16 protein-coding genes and 1 riboswitch are annotated in these 16751 nt (G+C 70.7%); of the genes, 13 read left to right on the forward strand and 3 right to left on the reverse strand.

Translation table 11 applies throughout. From position 1 onward, the window contains the following. The first annotated feature begins 195 nt into the window (after positions 1 to 195). Together ACWCRB_RS35790 and ACWCRB_RS35795 are read left to right on the forward strand one after the other, a co-directional pair. Entirely contained in the window at positions 196 to 984 is a 789-nt protein-coding gene (locus tag ACWCRB_RS35790) for a carbon-nitrogen hydrolase family protein (RefSeq protein WP_451000034.1), read from the forward strand. A gap of 58 nt (positions 985 to 1042) precedes the next feature. Beyond that, positions 1043 to 2740, forward strand: coding sequence for a flavin monoamine oxidase family protein (locus tag ACWCRB_RS35795; RefSeq protein WP_451000035.1), 1698 nt, complete (start codon positions 1043 to 1045; stop codon positions 2738 to 2740). A gap of 15 nt (positions 2741 to 2755) precedes the next feature. Here ACWCRB_RS35795 and ACWCRB_RS35800 read toward each other — a convergent pair whose 3' ends face one another. Together ACWCRB_RS35800 and ACWCRB_RS35805 are read right to left on the reverse strand one after the other, a co-directional pair. Beyond that, positions 2756 to 3685, reverse strand: a complete 930-nt coding sequence (locus ACWCRB_RS35800; RefSeq protein ID WP_451000036.1) for an LLM class F420-dependent oxidoreductase — start codon at positions 3683 to 3685, stop codon at positions 2756 to 2758. An 89-nt stretch (positions 3686 to 3774) separates the two neighbouring features. Further along, on the reverse strand, positions 3775 to 4449 hold the full coding sequence (locus ACWCRB_RS35805; RefSeq protein ID WP_451000037.1) for a DUF5995 family protein: 675 nt from the start codon (positions 4447 to 4449) through the stop codon (positions 3775 to 3777). 175 nt (positions 4450 to 4624) lie between these two features. Here ACWCRB_RS35805 and ACWCRB_RS35810 point away from each other — a divergent pair, with 175 nt between their 5' ends. Then, positions 4625 to 5773, forward strand: coding sequence for a glycoside hydrolase family 6 protein (locus ACWCRB_RS35810; protein ID WP_451000056.1), 1149 nt, complete (start codon positions 4625 to 4627; stop codon positions 5771 to 5773). Positions 5774 to 6129: 356 nt separating this feature from the next. Here the strand turns inward: ACWCRB_RS35810 and ACWCRB_RS35815 are convergent, their stop codons facing one another. Next, positions 6130 to 7332 (reverse strand): MFS transporter, encoded by a 1203-nt coding sequence (locus ACWCRB_RS35815; protein ID WP_451000038.1) that lies wholly within the window; start codon positions 7330 to 7332, stop codon positions 6130 to 6132. A gap of 171 nt (positions 7333 to 7503) precedes the next feature. On the opposite strand from ACWCRB_RS35815, the gene ACWCRB_RS35820 reads away from it, so the two are divergent. From ACWCRB_RS35820 to ACWCRB_RS35865, 10 genes are all read left to right on the forward strand, one after another. Then, complete coding sequence (locus ACWCRB_RS35820) at positions 7504 to 8694, forward strand: ROK family transcriptional regulator (protein WP_451000039.1); 1191 nt, start codon at positions 7504 to 7506, stop codon at positions 8692 to 8694. Positions 8695 to 8931: 237 nt separating this feature from the next. Continuing rightward, a riboswitch (FMN riboswitch) is annotated at positions 8932 to 9068 on the forward strand. Between the two features lie 147 nt (positions 9069 to 9215). Continuing rightward, positions 9216 to 9818, forward strand: a complete 603-nt coding sequence (locus tag ACWCRB_RS35825) for a riboflavin synthase (protein ID WP_451000040.1) — start codon at positions 9216 to 9218, stop codon at positions 9816 to 9818. Beyond that, a complete protein-coding gene (locus tag ACWCRB_RS35830; protein WP_451000041.1) occupies positions 9815 to 10456 on the forward strand; it encodes a nicotinamide mononucleotide transporter family protein in 642 nt (213 codons plus the stop codon). The genes ACWCRB_RS35825 and ACWCRB_RS35830 overlap by 4 nt, the downstream gene beginning before the upstream one ends. Further along, positions 10453 to 11748, forward strand: a complete 1296-nt coding sequence (locus tag ACWCRB_RS35835; RefSeq protein WP_451000042.1) for a bifunctional 3,4-dihydroxy-2-butanone-4-phosphate synthase/GTP cyclohydrolase II — start codon at positions 10453 to 10455, stop codon at positions 11746 to 11748. Before ACWCRB_RS35830 ends, ACWCRB_RS35835 begins: the two co-directional genes overlap by 4 nt. 38 nt (positions 11749 to 11786) lie before the next feature. Next, the gene (gene ribH / locus ACWCRB_RS35840; protein WP_369032068.1) at positions 11787 to 12272 is read left to right on the forward strand and encodes a 6,7-dimethyl-8-ribityllumazine synthase; all 486 of its coding nucleotides are present in this window, start codon (positions 11787 to 11789) and stop codon (positions 12270 to 12272) included. A gap of 34 nt (positions 12273 to 12306) precedes the next feature. Next, complete coding sequence (locus ACWCRB_RS35845) at positions 12307 to 12579, forward strand: phosphoribosyl-ATP diphosphatase (protein ID WP_006378313.1); 273 nt, start codon at positions 12307 to 12309, stop codon at positions 12577 to 12579. 51 nt (positions 12580 to 12630) lie between these two features. Further along, complete coding sequence (hisG, locus tag ACWCRB_RS35850) at positions 12631 to 13479, forward strand: ATP phosphoribosyltransferase (RefSeq protein WP_369032069.1); 849 nt, start codon at positions 12631 to 12633, stop codon at positions 13477 to 13479. Positions 13480 to 13525: 46 nt separating this feature from the next. Beyond that, positions 13526 to 14008: a PH domain-containing protein gene (locus ACWCRB_RS35855; protein WP_369032070.1), complete on the forward strand. Its 483-nt coding sequence runs from the start codon at positions 13526 to 13528 to the stop codon at positions 14006 to 14008. Positions 14009 to 14209: 201 nt separating this feature from the next. Continuing rightward, positions 14210 to 15556, forward strand: a complete 1347-nt coding sequence (locus ACWCRB_RS35860; RefSeq protein WP_451000043.1) for a hemolysin family protein — start codon at positions 14210 to 14212, stop codon at positions 15554 to 15556. Further along, positions 15553 to 16638: a hemolysin family protein gene (locus tag ACWCRB_RS35865; RefSeq protein WP_451000044.1), complete on the forward strand. Its 1086-nt coding sequence runs from the start codon at positions 15553 to 15555 to the stop codon at positions 16636 to 16638. Before ACWCRB_RS35860 ends, ACWCRB_RS35865 begins: the two co-directional genes overlap by 4 nt. Positions 16639 to 16751 lie beyond the last annotated feature (113 nt).

Below are 16751 nucleotides of genomic sequence, written 5' to 3' on the forward strand. Positions count from 1 at the left end.
TCTGGGGGCGCAGCCCCCAGGGGATGGGAACGGGTAAGGGCGGCGGGGGCGAGAACAACGAATCGCTGCCCCGCACCCTCCCCGCGCAACGATTCGCTCACCGACGCGCAACAGCCACTCCTTGTCCGGCCCAGCCCCCCACCCGTACCGTCTATTCGGCCCCCAGAAAACGTTCAGCACCTGCAAGGACCCCGCATGCGCACCGCCCTGCTCCAAAGCTCCGGCCGCCCCGGCTCCCTCGTCGGCAACCTCAAGGTGCTCGACGAGACCGCTGCCCGGGCCGCCGCAGCGGGCGCCGCGCTGCTGGCCGCGCCGGAGATGTTCCTCACGGGGTATGCCATCGGCGACGACATCGGACGCCTCGCCGAGCCCGCCGACGGCGACTCCGCCGACGCGGTCGCCGAGATCGCCTCGCGCCACGGCCTCGCGATCGCCTACGGCTACCCCGAGCGCGCCGCCGACCAGGTCTTCAACTCCGCGCAGATCGTCTCCGCCGACGGCACCCGTCTCGCCAACTACCGCAAGACCCACCTCTTCGGCTGCTTCGAACGCGACCACTTCACCCCGGGCGAGCAGCCCGTCGTACAGGCCGAACTGAACGGTCTCCGGGTCGGCCTCATGATCTGCTACGACGTCGAGTTCCCGGAGAACGTCCGCGCCCACGCCCTCGCCGGCACCGACCTCCTCCTGGTCCCGACGGCGCAGATGCACCCGTTCCAGTTCGTCGCCGAGTCCGTCGTACCGGTGCGGGCCTTCGAGAACCAGATGTACGTCGCGTACGTCAACCGGGTCGGCCAGGAAGGGGAGTTCGACTTCGTCGGGCTCTCCACGCTCGCCGGACCCGACGGGGTCGCCCGTGCCCGGGCCGGCCGCGGTGAGGAACTCCTCCTCGCCGACGTGGACCCCGTCCTCCTCGCCGCCTCCCGCGAGGCGAACCCGTACCTCCAGGACCGCCGCCCCGGGCTCTACGGTTCCCTCGTCTGAGTCTGACAATCCGAGCCCACCCCCTTACCTGCTTCACCCCGCAAGGAGTCCGTACCCCATGACGTCCACGGTGCCCACCGCCGTCCAGCACGCCGACGCGCAGCAGCCGCCGATCACCATGTTCGGGCCGGACTTCCCCTACGCCTACGACGACTTCCTCGCCCACCCGGCAGGCCTCGGGCAGATCCCCGCGACCGAGCACGGCACCGAGGTCGCCGTCATCGGCGGCGGACTCTCGGGGATCGTGGCCGCGTACGAGCTGATGAAGATGGGCCTCAAGCCCGTTGTGTACGAGGCCGATCAGATCGGTGGGCGGCTGCGGACCGTCGGTTTCGACGGCTGCGATCCCTCCCTCACCGCCGAGATGGGCGCGATGCGCTTCCCGCCCTCCTCCACCGCCCTCCAGCACTACATCGACCTGGTGGACCTGGAGACCCGGCCGTTCCCCAACCCCCTTGCGGAGTGCACCCCTTCGACCGTCGTCGACCTCAAGGGCGAGTCCCACTACGCCGAGACGGTCGACGATCTGCCGCAGGTCTACCGTGATGTCGCCGAGGCCTGGAGCAAGTGCCTTGAAGAAGGTGCCGACTTCTCCGACATGAACCGGGCACTGCGCGAGCGCGACGTTCCGCGCATCCGGGAGATCTGGGCCCGGCTCGTCGAGAAGCTCGACAACCAGACCTTCTACGGCTTCCTCTGCGACTCCGAGGCCTTCAAGTCCTTCCGGCACCGAGAGATCTTCGGGCAGGTGGGGTTCGGAACAGGTGGCTGGGACACCGACTTTCCCAACTCGATCCTGGAGATCCTGCGGGTCGTCTACACCGAGGCCGACGACCATCACCGCGGGATCGTCGGCGGTAGCCAGCAACTGCCGCTGCGGCTCTGGGAACGCGAGCCCGGGAAGATCGTCCACTGGCCGTACGGGACCTCCCTCGCAGCCCTGCACGTGAACGGCGTACCGCGCCCCGCCGTGACCCGTCTCCACCGCACGGCCGGCAACCGGATCACCGTCACCGACGCTGGCGGCGACATCCGTACGTACCCGGCGGCCGTCTTCACCGCCCAGTCCTGGATGCTGCTCTCGAAGATCGCCTGCGACGACTCGCTCTTCCCGATCGACCACTGGACCGCCATCGAGCGCACCCACTACATGGAGTCCAGCAAACTCTTCGTGCCTGTCGATCGGCCCTTCTGGCTCGACAAGGACCCCGTCACCGGGCGGGACTTGATGTCCATGACCCTCACCGACCGTATGACACGCGGGACTTATCTCCTCGACGACGGTCCGGACAAGCCGGCCGTCATCTGTCTCTCGTACACCTGGTGCGACGACAGCCTCAAGTGGCTGCCGTTGTCCGCGAACGAGCGGATGGAGGTCATGCTGAAGTCCCTCGGTGAGATCTATCCGAATGTGGATATTCGGGGGCACGTCATTGGTAACCCCGTCACCGTCTCCTGGGAGAACGAGCCCTACTTCATGGGTGCCTTCAAGGCCAACCTGCCCGGCCACTACCGCTACCAGCGGCGCCTGTTCACCCACTTCATGCAGGACCGGTTGCCCGCCGACAAGCGGGGCATCTTCCTCGCCGGTGACGACATCTCCTGGACGGCCGGCTGGGCCGAGGGCGCCGTCCAGACCGCGCTGAACGCGGTCTGGGGCGTCATGCACCACTTCGGCGGGACCACCGACCCGACCAACCCCGGCCCCGGTGACGTCTACGACGAGATCGCACCCGTCGAACTCCCGGAAGACTGACGGGAATCGGACTGATCAGATCCCGGCCGCCCGTGCCGCCTCGTACAACTCGGCGGCCAGGTCCTTGAGTTCGGCGGCGTCCCGCGGGGCGTCGCCGAAGTCGACGAAGAACTCGTCGAGGCCGATCTCGGCGTGGGCGGCGAGGTCCGTCACGATCTGGTCGATGCTGCCCTGGAAGGGCTGGCGGTCGGCGCCGTCGTACGCCTTCGCCGTGTAGGCGAGGTTCGCCCGCGCCGCCGTCTCGATCGGCCTCGTGCGGCCCTTCTCGGCGGCGAAGGCCTGCACCTGCTGCCACTGGGCGGCGAGTTGCTCGGCGCCCATGGCGACCGGGTTCCAGCCGTCGCCGCGTTCGACGAGCCGGGTCAGGGACTTCTTGCTCAGAGCGGGCAGGAATATCGGTATCGGCCGGGCGGGCTTGGGACCGACCACGGCCGGCGCGATCTTCGTCAGCCGGCCGTCGTACCGGACCGGGTCCGGGCCCCAGACCGCCCGGCATACGTCGAGGACCTCGTCCAGGACCTGGCCGCGCTCCGCGAACGGGGCGACTCCGGCGGCGGCGTACTCGTCGAGGGACCAGCCCGTGCCGAGGCCCGCCACCACCCGGCCGCCGCTCGCCGCGTCCAACGTGCCCAGGGCGCGGGCCAGTTGGAAGGGGCCGTGCAGCGGGGCGACCAGCACGCTGGTGCCGAGTCGCGCCCGCTCGGTGGCCGCGGCGGCCAGCGTCAGCGTCACCAGCGGTTCGGCCAGACTCCGGTACGCGTCGGGCCAGGGGACGCCCTCCATGCCGTACAGGCCCTGGGTCGCGGGCTCCGGGAACAGTGCGCGTTCGAACACCCAGAGGCTCTCGTAACCGATCTGCTCGGCCGTGCGTGCCACGTCCGGCACGTCCCGTCCGATCTCGTACTGGCGTGTTTGCGGTAGACCAAGACCCAGGCGTACGGCCATGCTCGTGCTCCTTTGCAAGAGACGCTCTCGCCGTCGAACGTACAAGGTTCATCTAGTTCTGGCGGAGGTCGTGCGCAGGAGTGGCCGGATCAGTCCGGTAGTGGCGTGAGGAGCATGCGGCTCGCGAAGCCGACCGCCGCGTCGAGACGGTCGGTGAACTCATCGGTGACATCGGGCAGTCGGCGCAGCGCCCACAGCGCGCGGGCCGCGGACCAGGTGGCGGCCCGGGCCCGTTCCATGCTCCACGCGCCGAGGAGATGGGTGAGCGGATCGGCGATCTGGAGGAGGTCGGGGCCCGGCATCAGCTCTTCGCGGACGCGCTCCTCCAGCGAGACGAGTAGATCGCCCACGCACTCGAACTCGTCCTCCAGGTCGGCCGGTTCGCAGTCGAGCGTACGACAGGCGTCCACGACGGCGAGCGCCAGATCGTGCCCGATGTGCGCATTGATGCCCGCAAGTGCGAACTGCAGCGGTCGTACGCCGGGATGGTGGCGGAACTGGAGCAACGGGCGCCAGCAGGCGGGCGCGTGGTCGTCCTCGGCGACCCGCAGATACCGCTCCGCGAACCGTACGTCCAGGGTGATCGCGGCCTTCGCGTCCGGGAACGCGCCGGCCTCCAGACGCCGGTCGAAGGCCTCCGTGACGGCGAGGTAGACACGGTTGAAGACCGCCAGTCCGTCGCGCGGCGGCAGCCGTGTCTCCAGCGCGCGCATCCGCGAGACGACCTGATCGACGGGTGTGGTGAACTGTTCCAATTGCACCATGAGGGCAGGGTCCCAGTCCTAGGCTGGCGCACGTGCCGCCGGGCCGGACGCTTCCCCAGAACGGGGGAACGCGCCCACCCGGGCCGAGGAGGGGGAGCTGTACGTGTCAGGCTTGCGCGCCCAACGCCTGGCCGCGCGCCGGGCCGAACGCAGGCGCGCCGCCCGGCGTTCCGTCATGGTCGCCGCCGCCTCGGTGGTGGTCGCCGTCGGCACCGCCACCGGGCTGCTGTCCGCGCTCGACGACGGCGGTGGCGGCTCCGACGAGGCCAGGCCCGAGCTGAGCAGCTCACCGCTGCTCGCCCCACTGCCCGCGGAGTCGTCGGCCTCGCCCACGCCGAGCGCCTCGAAGTCCCCGTCCCCGTCCGCCCGTACGACGGAGACACGGAAACCGAGCCGCACGCCCTCGCCCACGAGTCCCGCGAGCACGGAGCCCGAGGCGAAGCAGGCGCCCGCCCCCGCGTCCGTACGCCTCTACCGCCACCCCGACTCCCAGGTTCTCGACTGGGTCCGTGCCCACCGCGACGATCCGCGCCGCCCGGTCATCGAGGCGGAGATCGCCGACCGTCCGGCCGCGGTCTGGTTCGCCGACTACTCGCCCTCGACGATCGCGGCCCGGGTCCGCGCGGTCACCGCGGGTGCGGCGGCCTCCGGCCGGGTCCCGGTGGTGGTGCCCTACGCCGTCCCGGACCGCGACTGCGGCGGCGCCTCCCAGGGAGGCGCACCCGACCTCGCCGCGTACGACGGCTGGATCGACGCCTTCGCGGCGGGCCTCGGCTCCGACGAGGTCATCGTGATCCTGGAGCCCGACTCGATAGCCCTGGCCAACTGCCTGTCCACGGCCCAGCGCACCGCCCGCTTCGCCTCACTGGCCCGCGCGGGCCGCGTCCTCAAGGCCGCCGACCCCAACGCCCGCGTCTACTACGACGCCGGCCACTCCGGCTGGAACGCCCCCGCCAAACAGGCGACCCTGCTCCGCCAGGCGGGCGCCGCCTCGGCCGCCTCCTCCGACGGCGTCTTCAGCAACGTCTCCAACTTCCACACCACGGCCGACGAGATCGCGTACGACCGACAGATCCTCGACGCCCTCGGCGGCCCCGCCGGCCTGGGCGCCGTCATCGACACCAGCCGCAACGGCAACGGCGCCCCGCCCGACGGCGAGTGGTGCGACCCGGCCGGCCGAAAACTCGGCCGCGCCCCGACCACGAACACGGGCGAGGCCCGTATCGACGCCTACCTGTGGGTCAAACTCCCGGGCGAATCGGACGGCTGCAAGGGCACCCCCGGCACGTTCACGGCGTCATACGCCTACGACCTGGCACGCTGAGCTGCAACTACTTCAGTGACATGGTCGCGGAACCGCGTATCAGCGACGGGGCGCCGGTCAGTTGGCACCCACCGTGCGCTTCCCGGCGGGGCACCCCTTGGCTCGCCCCGTGGAGCGGCGGCCGGTTCAGGGCAGGCGGGGCGGGTTGGACGGGCGCGAAGCGCTCTCCTAGGGGCGCGGGGAACTGCGCGACCAGCCCCCACCGACCCGCAGCCAAACGAATCTGGACGGACAGGGTCTTCAGGGGCGCTCGGGAGCCGTCGCGGTTGACGGTGTGCAGCGCGCCTGCGAACCCGGGCCCCGTTCGCTCGGCCCGGCGCAGGTGCCACGCGGACGTGCGCGGTGCCGCCGCCGGTTCAGGCCCTGCGCTCAGGCACCACCGCGCTGGGCGGCCCGACCTTCGGGCGGTCCCGGTCGCCCGTGCGCAGTACCCCCGCGAACCCGGTGAGCCCGCACGCCAGCACGGTGACCAGCCCGAACGACACCACCAGGCTCGTCGCCTGGGCCAGCGTCCCGATCGCGCTCGGTGCGACCAGGCCCGAGGTGTACGTGATGGTCGCGACGCCCGCGATGGCCTGGCTGGGGTTGGGACCGCTGCGGCCCGCCGCCGCGAAGCACAGCGGGACGACCACGGCGATGCCGAGACCGAGCAGCGCGAAGCCCGTCATCGCCGTGGCGGGATGTTCCGCGACCACGATGAGCAGGCCACCGGCCACGGCGAGGGCGCCGCTCGCGCGGACCGTGCGTACCGAGCCGAAGCGGTTCACGACCGCGTCGCCGACGAGCCGGGCCAGCGCCATCGTCAGCATGAAGCCGGTCGTGGAGGCCGCCGCGAGACCGTCCGAGGTGCCCAACTCGTCCCGTAGGTACACCGCGGACCAGTCCAGGCTCGCGCCCTCCGCGAACACCGCGCAGAACCCGATCGCGCCGATCAGCAGCGCCGACTTGGGCGGCAGCGCGAACCTCGGGGGCGGCTCCTCGTCCTCGGTCGGGCGAAGGTCGAGCACCCAGCGGCAGGCGACCAGACCGAGCAGCGTGAGCGTCGTCGCCGCGAGCGCGTGATGGAGGCGTGCGTCCGAGCCCAGGTGTGCGGCGAGTGTTCCGCCCGCCGCTCCGACCAAGGCGCCCGCGCTCCACATGCCGTGCAGGCCGGACATGATCGACTTGCCGAGGCGGTTCTCGATCTCGACGCCCAGCGCGTTCATCGCCACGTCCGCCATACCGGCCGTCGCGCCGTAGACGAACAGCGAGAGGCAGAGTGTGGGGAGGTTCGGGGACAGCGCAGGCAGCACCAGCGCCAGCGTCCAGAGGGAGATCAGTCCGCGCAGCGCCGTACGGGCGCCGAAGCGGTGGCTGATCCGGCCCGCGAGCGGCATCGCGAGGGACGCGCCCAGCGCGGGGAACGCCAGCGCCAGCCCCAACTGGCCCGCGCTGACCGAGGCATGGTCCTGAATCCACGGCACACGGGTCGCGAACGAGCCGGTGACGGCGCCGTGCACGGCGAAGACGGCGGCCACGGCGTACCGGGCGCGCTTCACCTCGTGTCGTTCGTTCAGCACTGAACTCATTCTGCGGCCTCTCCCCGGATCGGCTCCCCGCCCGTGTTCTGAGCTGCGTCGCGGAGGCTCCGCCGCGCGCTGCCGTAAACTATCAGGAACCCTGCCTGATAGATAGCGAGATATCGGCCGTCCGCAGCGGGAACGGCCCCGCCGATCTGGAAGGATCTCGGCATGCCCGCATCCCCGAGCACCGCCCGGGCCATCAACGACCGGCTCGCCCTGCGTCTGCTCCAGCAGGAGGGCCCGCTGACGGCCGGGCGGCTGAAGCAGCTCACCGGCCTGTCCCGGCCGACGGTCGCCGACCTCGTCGAACGCCTCACCGCCGCCGGCCTGATCACGGTCGTGGGGGAGTCGGGGGAGCAGCGGCGCGGACCGAACGCGAAGGTGTACGGGATCGTCGCCGACCTCGCCCACCTGGCCGCCCTCGACATCCGTACCGAAGGCGTCTCCGTCGTCGTCGCCGACCTGCTGGGCGAGGTGCTCGCCGAGGCGTCCGTGCCCATCGGGGACGACACCGGCACCGGCCCCGCCGTCGAACAGGCGGTCGCTCTCGTCGAGCGGGTGGCGAAGGAGGCCGGCGCCGAGCGACTGCACACGGTCGGGATCGGCGCCCCCGGCCTGATCGACCCGGCGACCGGCGAACTCCGGAACTCCACGGGCCTGCCCGAGTGGCACCGCAGACTCGTCGCCGCGCTCCAGGAGCGGCTTCCCGAGGCGCGCGTGATCGTCGAGAACGAGACCAACCTCGCCGCCCTCGCCGAACAGCGCGACGGCGCCGCCCGCGACCGGGACACCTTCGTGCTGCTGTGGCTCGGCCACGGCACCGGCGCGGCCGTGGTCCTCGACGGCACCCTGCGTCGGGGGGTCTCCGGCGGCACCGGCGAGATCGGCTTCCTGCCGGTGCCGGGGACGGGACAGCTGCCGTCGGCGACGGACTGCGAGGGCGGCTTCCACTCCCTCGCCGCGGCGGCGGCGATCGGCCGACTCGCGGACGCGCAGGGCGTGGTGGCCGACGCCGGCGCTCATGAGCCCCACGCGGCGGCCCTGGTCCGGGCGGCCGTCGCGGACCCCGGAACCCCGGCCCACGCCCGTTTCCTCGACGTCCTCGCCGACCGCGTCGCGATCGGCGCCGCGTCCGTCGTCGCCGTCCTCGACCCGGGGTGTGTGGTGCTGGGCGGCGAGATCGGCCGGGCGGGCGGTGACGTACTCGCCGCCCGTGTCGAGGAACGGCTCGCCAGGATGTCGCCCCTCCCGGCGGAGGTGCACGCGAGCGCGCTGGGCGGTGGAGCGGTGTTGCGCGGGGCGCTGCTGACGGCGCGGGAGGGTGCCCAGGACGTGCTGTTCGGGGCCTCGGCCAGGTGAGGCATGGGGGCCCGGCGGCGGGCAAGGGCCATCTTCACCGCCGCCGGTCCGGCACCGACGGTAGGAGGTCCGGACCTTGACGGTCAATAGGTATGGACCAATTGCGTGGCCTGGTCGCCCGCCCCTCACCTGCCGCTTGTCGCCCGCCACTTATTCCCGTCACTGCTTGTGAGCCAGTCCACACAACTCACCCGCATGGACCACCATGCGGCGTGGCACACTGGCCTGTAACAGAAGCAGCGCACTCCGGGGTCGGTGAAAGTCCGAACCGGCGGTTATAGTCCGCGACCCGTCCGCTCAGCGTTTTGGCGGCCGGTTGACCAGGTGGAATTCCTGGACCGACGGTTAAAGTCCGGATGGGAGGCAGTGCGCGGCGAGCGGGCATTCGTGCGCGCCGCCGTACCGCTCGGTCATGGGCCGAGCTGCGTCCGGCGTCGCTCCCGGTGTTTCCGCTCGTTCACAGCTGTCGTCATCGACAGGCCCCGGAGTCCGTGCCCGAAGAGGCAGGGAGGACCCGGGAAGTGTTCACCGGAATCGTCGAAGAGCTGGGCGAAGTCACGGCCGTCGAGAACCTCGGCGATGCCTCACGCTTCCGGCTCCGTGGCCCCGTAGTCACCGAAGGCGCCCGCCACGGCGACTCCATCGCCGTCAACGGCGTATGTCTCACCGTCGTCGAACACGAGGGCGACGAGTTCACCGCCGACGTCATGGCGGAGACCCTCGACCGCTCCAGCCTGGGCGTTCTCGCCGTCGGCTCCTGCGTCAACCTCGAACGCCCCATGGCCCTCGGCGCCCGCCTCGGCGGCCACATCGTGCAGGGCCACGTCGACGGCACGGGCACGGTCCTCGAACGCAAGCCGTCCGAGAACTGGGAGATCGTCAAGATCTCGCTCCCCGCCGACCTCACCCGCTATGTCGTCGAGAAGGGCTCCATCACCGTCGACGGCATCAGCCTCACCGTCGTCGACGCGGGCCCCGACTACTTCACCGTCAGCCTCATCCCCACCACCCTCGATCTGACCACGCTCGGCCGCAAGCAGCCCGGCGACCCGGTCAACCTCGAGGTCGACGTCATCGCCAAGTACGTCGAGCGGCTGCTCGGGCCACAGGGGGCGGCGAAGTGAACTGGCTGAACACCGAGGCGTTCACCCTCCTCGACCAGCACATCCTCTGGTCGGACATGATCGGCAACATCCTCGGCCTGGTCGCCCTGGCCCTCGGCTGGCGGCGCTCCATCCTGAGCTGGCCCGTCCAGTTCCTGTCGGGCCTGGTCCTCTTCGGCGCCTTCTACGGCCATCTCACCGGCAGCGCGGGCAAGCAGGTCGTCGTCATGCTCGTCGCCGGCTACGGCTGGTGGCAGTGGAACCGCCGCAAGAGCGAGGGCGGAGACGGCCACATCACCCCGCGGTTCGCCACCTGGCGCGAGCGCGGTGCGATGATCGGCGCCGCCGCCGTCGGCACGGTCGCCGTGGCCCTGCTCTTCAAGGCCTACCCCACCCTGTCCTGGGACCCCTGGCCGGACGCCTACATCTTCGTCGGCACCATCGTCGCCATGTACGCCCAGGCGCGCGGCATGGTCGAGTTCTGGTTCGCCTGGCTCCTCGTCGACCTCGTCGGCGTCCCCCTCAACTTCGCCAACGGCTACGCCTTCTCCGGCTTCGTCTACGTCATCTACGGCGCGCTCGTCCTGTGGGGCATGCGCGACTGGTGGCTGCGCTCCCGCAAGGAAACGCGGCCCGTCCTGGAAGGAGCGCCCGCATGAGCACGGCACCCATCCTCTACAGCACCGACAACATCGAGGACTGGTCCCTCGACCCGATCGAGCAGGCCATCGCGGACATCGCCGCCGGCCGCCCGGTCGTGGTCGTCGACGACGAGGACCGGGAGAACGAGGGCGACCTCGTCATCGCCGCCGAGAAGGCGACCCCCGAGATCGTCGCCTTCATGATGAGCGAGTGCCGCGGGCTCATCTGCGCCCCCATGGAGGGCGACGAGCTGGACCGGCTCCGGCTGCCGCAGATGGTCGACGACAACACCGAGTCGATGAAAACCGCGTTCACAGTGTCGGTCGACGCGTCTGCCGTTCACGGTGTGAGCACCGGTATCTCGGCCTCCGACCGCGCCACCACGCTTCAGCTCCTCGCGGGCGGCGACGCCGGTGCCGACGACTTCGTCCGCCCCGGCCACATCTTCCCGCTGCGCGCCAGGCCCGGCGGCGTGCTCGTCCGCAACGGCCACACCGAGGCCGCCGTCGACCTCGCCCGCCTCGCGGGGCTGCGCCCGGCCGGCGCGATCGTCGAGATCGCCGGCGAGGACGGCCGGATGCTGCGGCTGCCCGAGCTGATCCCCTTCGCCCGCAAGCACGGCCTGACGATCATCTCCATCGAGGACCTGATCGCCTACCGCAAGAGCGCCGAGCCCACCGTCCGCCGCGAGGCCGAGACCCGGCTCCCCACCGCCTTCGGCACGTTCACGGCGTACGGCTACCGCTCCACCGTCGACGGCGTCGAGCACGTCGCCCTCGTCCACGGCGACGTCCGAGCCGACGACGGCGAGGACGTCCTGGTCCGCGTCCACTCCGAATGCCTCACCGGCGACGTCTTCCACTCCCTGCGCTGCGACTGCGGCCCCCAACTGCAGACCTCCCTGGAACGCATCCGGGACGAGGGCAGGGGAGTCGTCGTCTACCTGCGCGGCCACGAGGGGCGCGGCATCGGACTGCTGTCCAAGCTCCGGGCGTACGAGCTTCAGGAACAGGGCCGCGACACCCTCGACGCCAACCTGGAGCTGGGCCTGCCCGCCGACGCCCGGGACTACGGCGCCGGCGCGCAGATACTCCAGGACCTCGGCGTCCGCAGCGTGCGCCTGATGACGAACAACCCCGACAAGACCGACGCACTCGTCCGGCACGGCATCGAGGTCACCGACCGCGAGCCGATGCCCGTACAGGCGGGCGAGCACAACCTCCACTACCTGCGCACCAAGCGGGACCGGATGGGACACGACCTGCCCTGGCTGGACACGACCCCCGTGTCCCCCTGCGGCAACCAGTAAGAACAGCACGACAGGTTTTCAAGGTTCAGAGGAGAGACGTGAGCGGCAAGGGTGCACCGGAGCTGTCCGTAAGCAATGTGGGTGACTTCAGGGTCGCCGTCATCGCGGCCCAGTGGCACGAGAAGGTGATGGACGGTCTGGTGGACGGCGCCCTGCGCGCCCTGCGCGACCTGGGCATCGACGAGCCGACCCTGCTGAGGGTCCCCGGCAGCTGGGAACTCCCGGTCGTGGCCAAGGTCCTGGCCGGGCGGGGCTACGACGCGATCGTCGCGCTCGGCGTCGTCATCAGGGGCGGCACTCCGCACTTCGAGTACGTGTGCCAGGGCGTCACCCAGGGCCTCACCCAGGTCTCGGTCGACACCGGCGTCCCTATCGGCATGGGTGTGCTGACCTGCGACACCGAGGAACAGGCCCTCGACCGGGCGGGTATCGCGGGCTCCAACGAGGACAAGGGACACGAGGCGGTGACGGCGGCCGTGGCGACGGCCGCCACCCTCCGCTCAGTATCCGAACCGTGGCGTTAGGCCGGTCGGCGCAACGCGTAAAGTGGGCGTCACCATGTCCAATAAGACGTTCGAGGAGCTGTTCACCGAGCTCCAGCACAAGGCCGCCACGGGCGACCCCGCCACCTCCCGCACCGCTGAACTGGTCGGCAAGGGCGTCCATGCCATCGGCAAGAAGGTCGTAGAAGAGGCCGCCGAGGTCTGGATGGCCGCCGAGTACGAGGGGAAGGAAGCAGCCGCCGAGGAGATCTCGCAGCTGCTCTACCACGTCCAGGTGATGATGGTCGCCCGCGGAATCTCGCTGGACGACGTGTACGCCCACCTGTAAGCATCCCCGCACCTGTTCGCCGTAAGACATCACACGAAGGAAGCCGACCTCATGCTGCGCATCGCCGTCCCCAACAAGGGTTCCCTGTCAGGACCTGCGGCGGACATGCTGCATGAGGCCGGCTACCAGCAGCGCCGCGAGTCCAAGGAACTGCGCATCGTCGACCCGGAGAACGAGGTCGAGTTCTTCTACCTCCGCCCCCGCGACATCGCGATCTACGTCTCCTCCGGCCGCCTCGACATCGGCATCACCGGCCGCGACCTGCTCATCGACTCCGGGGCCAGCGCGGAGGAGATCCTCCCGCTCGGCTTCGCCCGCTCCACCTTCCGCTTCGCCGGCAAGCCCGGCACCGCGGCAGGTATCGAGGACCTGGCCGGTCTGACCGTGGCCACCTCGTACGAGGGGATCGTCGCCAAGCACCTGGCCGACCACGGCGTCGACGCCTCCGTCGTCCACCTCGACGGCGCCGTCGAGACCGCGATCGAACTCGGTGTCGCCGGGGTCATCGCGGACGTCGTCGAGACCGGCACCTCACTGCGCAACGCGGGTCTGGAGGTGTTCGGCGAGCCCATCATGAAGTCCGAGGCGATCGTCATCCGCCGGGTCGGCGCGGAGGCCGACGAGCCCAAGGTCCAGCAGTTCCTGCGCCGCCTCCAGGGCGTCCTGGTCGCCCGGACGTACGTGATGATGGACTACGACTGCCGCGTCGAGCAGCTGGAGAACGCCGTCGCCCTGACACCCGGTCTGGAGTCGCCGACGGTCTCCCCGCTGCACAACGAGGGCTGGGTCGCCGTCCGCGCGATGGTCCCCGCCAAGGAGGCCCAGCGGATCATGGACGACCTCTACGACATCGGCGCCCGCGCCATCCTGACCACGGCCATCCACGCCTGCCGCCTCTGAGACACGGGAAGCGACCGACACCGTGAGCGACAGGGACCGTACGCCGATGCAGGATCCGCCCACCGCACCCGTTCCACCCGCCCTGCCCGCGCTGCCCGTCACTTTCCGGCCGGGCCGCACCCGGGCCGTGCTGGTCAGCGCGAGCGCCGCGATCTTCGTCGTCATCACGACGATCTCGCTGCTCCTGGAGAAGCTCAGCCCCGGCGAACGCCTCAGCTTCGTCTTCACCGGCGCGCTGCTGTCGTCCGTGCTCCTGCTGCTGTCCCGGCCGAAGGTGGTCGCCGACGAGGCCGGGGTCACGGTCGTCAACATCGCGAGCAAGAGGCGTCTGGACTGGGCGGAGATCCTCCGGGTGAACCTCCGTTCGGGCGACCCCTGGGTGTTCCTCGACCTCAGCGACGGGACGAGTCTGCCCGCGCTCGGCATCCAGCCCGGCATCTCCAAGCAGCGCGCCATCGACGACGCGCGTACCCTGCGGGCGCTCACCGAAGCGCGCTCTGCGGGCGACCCCGAGCAAGATCAGGGCTGACTCAGGGCCGTCCACCCTGCCGCACAGGCCCCTGTCTTGATTAATCTGTTGGCGGAGGCGTTTTCGTGCGCCTCCGCCACTGATGTTCCCCCCGGTCTTCAGAGGCCCCCTGCTACCCGAGGAGTGACTCCCTCCAGCGATGGACGGATCGTCCTGTAGTACCTGCGCCGCCCCCTCCCGACATATCGAGGCGGCGGCATCATGACCACCCCCCTGCTACTCCTGGCTGCGGCATTCCTGCTGATCCTGGCCAACGGCTTCTTCGTGGCGGCCGAGTTCGGCCTCGTCACGGTCGAGCGGCCGGAAGCGGAGAAGGCCGCCGCAGAGGGCGACCGACGGGCCCGTACGGTCGTCGACTCCCTCAAGGAGCTGTCCTTCCAGCTCTCCGGCACCCAACTCGGCATCACCATCACCTCCCTCGTCGTCGGCATGCTCGCCGAACCGGCGCTCGCGGAGCTGCTGCACGGCCCGTTCACCGCGATCGGTCTGCCCGAAGGGGCTGTCCCGAGCGTCTCGGTGATCGTCGGCATGCTGCTGGCCTCGGCCGTGCAGATGGTGATCGGCGAACTCGTGCCCAAGAACTGGGCGGTGTCCAAGCCGATGCAGGTCGCCCGCTTCGTGGCCGGCCCGCAGTACGCCTTCTCCCGCCTCTTCCGCCCGGTCATCGCCGGGCTCAACTCGGTCGCCAACCGGCTGGTCAGGCTCCTGGGCGTCGAACCCACCGCCGAACTGGCCTCGGCCCGCACCCCCGGCGAACTGGTCTCCCTGGCCCGGCACTCGGCCCAGGCCGGCGCCCTCGAACAGGACACCGCGGACCTCTTCGTACGGACGCTGTCGCTGGCCGACCTGACCGCGCAGCACGTGATGACCCCGCGCGTGCGGGTCAGCTCGCTGCAGTCGTCGGCCACCGCCGAGGACGTCGTCAACCTGACCCGGGCCACCGGCCTGTCCCGCTTCCCCGTCTACCGGGAGCGGATCGACGAGATCGTCGGCATGGTCCACCTCAAGGACGCCCTCGCGGTGCCCGCGGCGGACCGGCTGCGCACCCCCGTCGGCCAGATCGCCCAGTCCCCGCTCCTGGTCCCCGAAACGCTCCCGGTGCAGCCGCTGCTCGAACTGCTGCGCAGCCAGCAGCCCATCGCCGTCGTCGTCGACGAGTACGGCGGTACGGCGGGCGTCGTCACCCTGGAGGACATCGTCGAGGAACTCGTCGGCGAGGTCCGCGACGAGCACGACGACCAGGACGTCCCCGAACTCGCCGCGGCCCCGGCCGACGACGGCCGCCCCGCCTGGGACGCCGACGGCAGCTGCCGGGTCGACATCCTCCAGCGCATAGGCCTCGACGTGCCGGAGGGCCCGTACGAGACGGTCGCCGGCCTCGTCGCCGACCTGCTGGGCCGGATTCCGGTCCCCGGTGACCGGGCCGAACTGCCGGGCTGGCGCCTCTCGGTCCGCCAGGTCGGCCACTACCGGGCCGAGCGGGTCCGTCTGATCAGGACAGAGGGCAGCAAGCAGTCGGCCGACCTCGTGGTGGAGGCGGCCCGATGAGCGTGCTCCAACTTCTCTTCGCCCTTCTCCTCGTCCTCGCCAACGGCTTCTTCGTGGGCGCCGAGTTCGCCCTCGTCTCCGTCCGCCGCAGCCAGATCGAACCGCTCGGCACGGCGAGGTCCCGTCAGGTGCTGTACGGCCTGGAGCGGCTGCCGCAGATGATGGCCGCGGCCCAGTTCGGTATCACCGTCTGCTCGCTGACCCTGGGCGCGGTCGCCGAACCGACGGTGGCCCACCTGCTGGAGCCGGTCTTCAAGGCGGCCCACTTGCCCGAAGGCATGATCCACCCGCTGGGCTACGTCATCGCGCTCGCGGTCGTGGTCTTCCTCCACCTGGTCATCGGGGAGATGCTCCCGAAGAACCTCGCGATGGCGGCGCCCGAGAAGACGGCGCTGTGGCTGAGCCCGGGGCTGGTGGCTTTCGCCCGCTTGTGCAGGCCGGTCACGGTGGGCCTGGGCGCCTGTGCCCGCCTGGTCCTGAAACTCTTCCGCGTCGAGCCGAAGGACGAGGTAGAGGCGGTCTTCACCAGCGAACAGCTCAACCGCCTGGTGGAGGACGCGGGCCAGGCCGGGCTGCTCGACCCCGGTGAGCAGGAACGCCTGGAGGACGCGCTGGAACTGGGCTCCCGCCCGGTCACGGACGTCCTCCTCGACCGCGAGTCCCTGGTGACGGTGGGCCCGTCGGTCACGCCGGGCCAGGTGGTCGCCCTCACGGCTCGCACGGGCTACTCCCGCTTCCCGGTGGTCGCGGAGAACGGCGCCTTCATGGGCTACCTGCACGTGAAGGACGTACTGGACGTGGAGGACTCGGAACGGGCGGTGCCGCAGCACATCTGGCGGTCCATGACGACCCTGCGCTCGGAACTCCCGCTGGACGACGCGTTGACGGTGATGCGCCGGGCGGCGACCCACCTGGCGCAGGTGGCGGACGCGTCGGGGCGGGTGATCGGCCTGGTGGCGATGGAGGACGTGCTGGAACTCCTGGTGGGCGAGGTACGAGACCCGGCGCACCGTCAGCCACCGCCGGTGCGGAAGGTCACGGAGCCTAGGGCGGAGGCACAGGAGGAGGCGCTGGCGAGCTAGGCGCTCTGCGGGACGGGCGGGTTGTTTGGCCGCGGGCCCGGTGGGGGCTGGTTGCGCAGTTCCTCGCGCCCCTGAAAGACCCGTCCGTCCCGATTCGTTTGGCTGCGGGTCGG

This window comes from Streptomyces sp. NPDC002156 (genome assembly GCF_053593675.1).

Excerpts from the sequence above, each read along its gene's own strand:
- ACWCRB_RS35820 (WP_451000039.1), top strand. The coding sequence starts at position 7,504 with ATGCCCGCATCCCCGAGCACCGCCCGGGCCATCAACGACCGGCTCGCC.
- ACWCRB_RS35865 (WP_451000044.1), top strand. The coding sequence starts at position 15,553 with ATGAGCGTGCTCCAACTTCTCTTCGCCCTTCTCCTCGTCCTCGCCAAC.
- ACWCRB_RS35790 (WP_451000034.1), top strand. The coding sequence starts at position 196 with ATGCGCACCGCCCTGCTCCAAAGCTCCGGCCGCCCCGGCTCCCTCGTC.
- ACWCRB_RS35795 (WP_451000035.1), top strand. The coding sequence starts at position 1,043 with ATGACGTCCACGGTGCCCACCGCCGTCCAGCACGCCGACGCGCAGCAG.
- ACWCRB_RS35810 (WP_451000056.1), top strand. The coding sequence starts at position 4,625 with ATGGTCGCCGCCGCCTCGGTGGTGGTCGCCGTCGGCACCGCCACCGGG.
- ACWCRB_RS35855 (WP_369032070.1), top strand. The coding sequence starts at position 13,526 with ATGCAGGATCCGCCCACCGCACCCGTTCCACCCGCCCTGCCCGCGCTG.
- ACWCRB_RS35805 (WP_451000037.1), bottom strand. The coding sequence starts at position 4,449 with ATGGTGCAATTGGAACAGTTCACCACACCCGTCGATCAGGTCGTCTCG.
- hisG (WP_369032069.1), top strand. The coding sequence starts at position 12,631 with ATGCTGCGCATCGCCGTCCCCAACAAGGGTTCCCTGTCAGGACCTGCG.
- ACWCRB_RS35800 (WP_451000036.1), bottom strand. The coding sequence starts at position 3,685 with ATGGCCGTACGCCTGGGTCTTGGTCTACCGCAAACACGCCAGTACGAG.
- ACWCRB_RS35835 (WP_451000042.1), top strand. The coding sequence starts at position 10,453 with ATGAGCACGGCACCCATCCTCTACAGCACCGACAACATCGAGGACTGG.
- ACWCRB_RS35860 (WP_451000043.1), top strand. The coding sequence starts at position 14,210 with ATGACCACCCCCCTGCTACTCCTGGCTGCGGCATTCCTGCTGATCCTG.
- ACWCRB_RS35845 (WP_006378313.1), top strand. The coding sequence starts at position 12,307 with ATGTCCAATAAGACGTTCGAGGAGCTGTTCACCGAGCTCCAGCACAAG.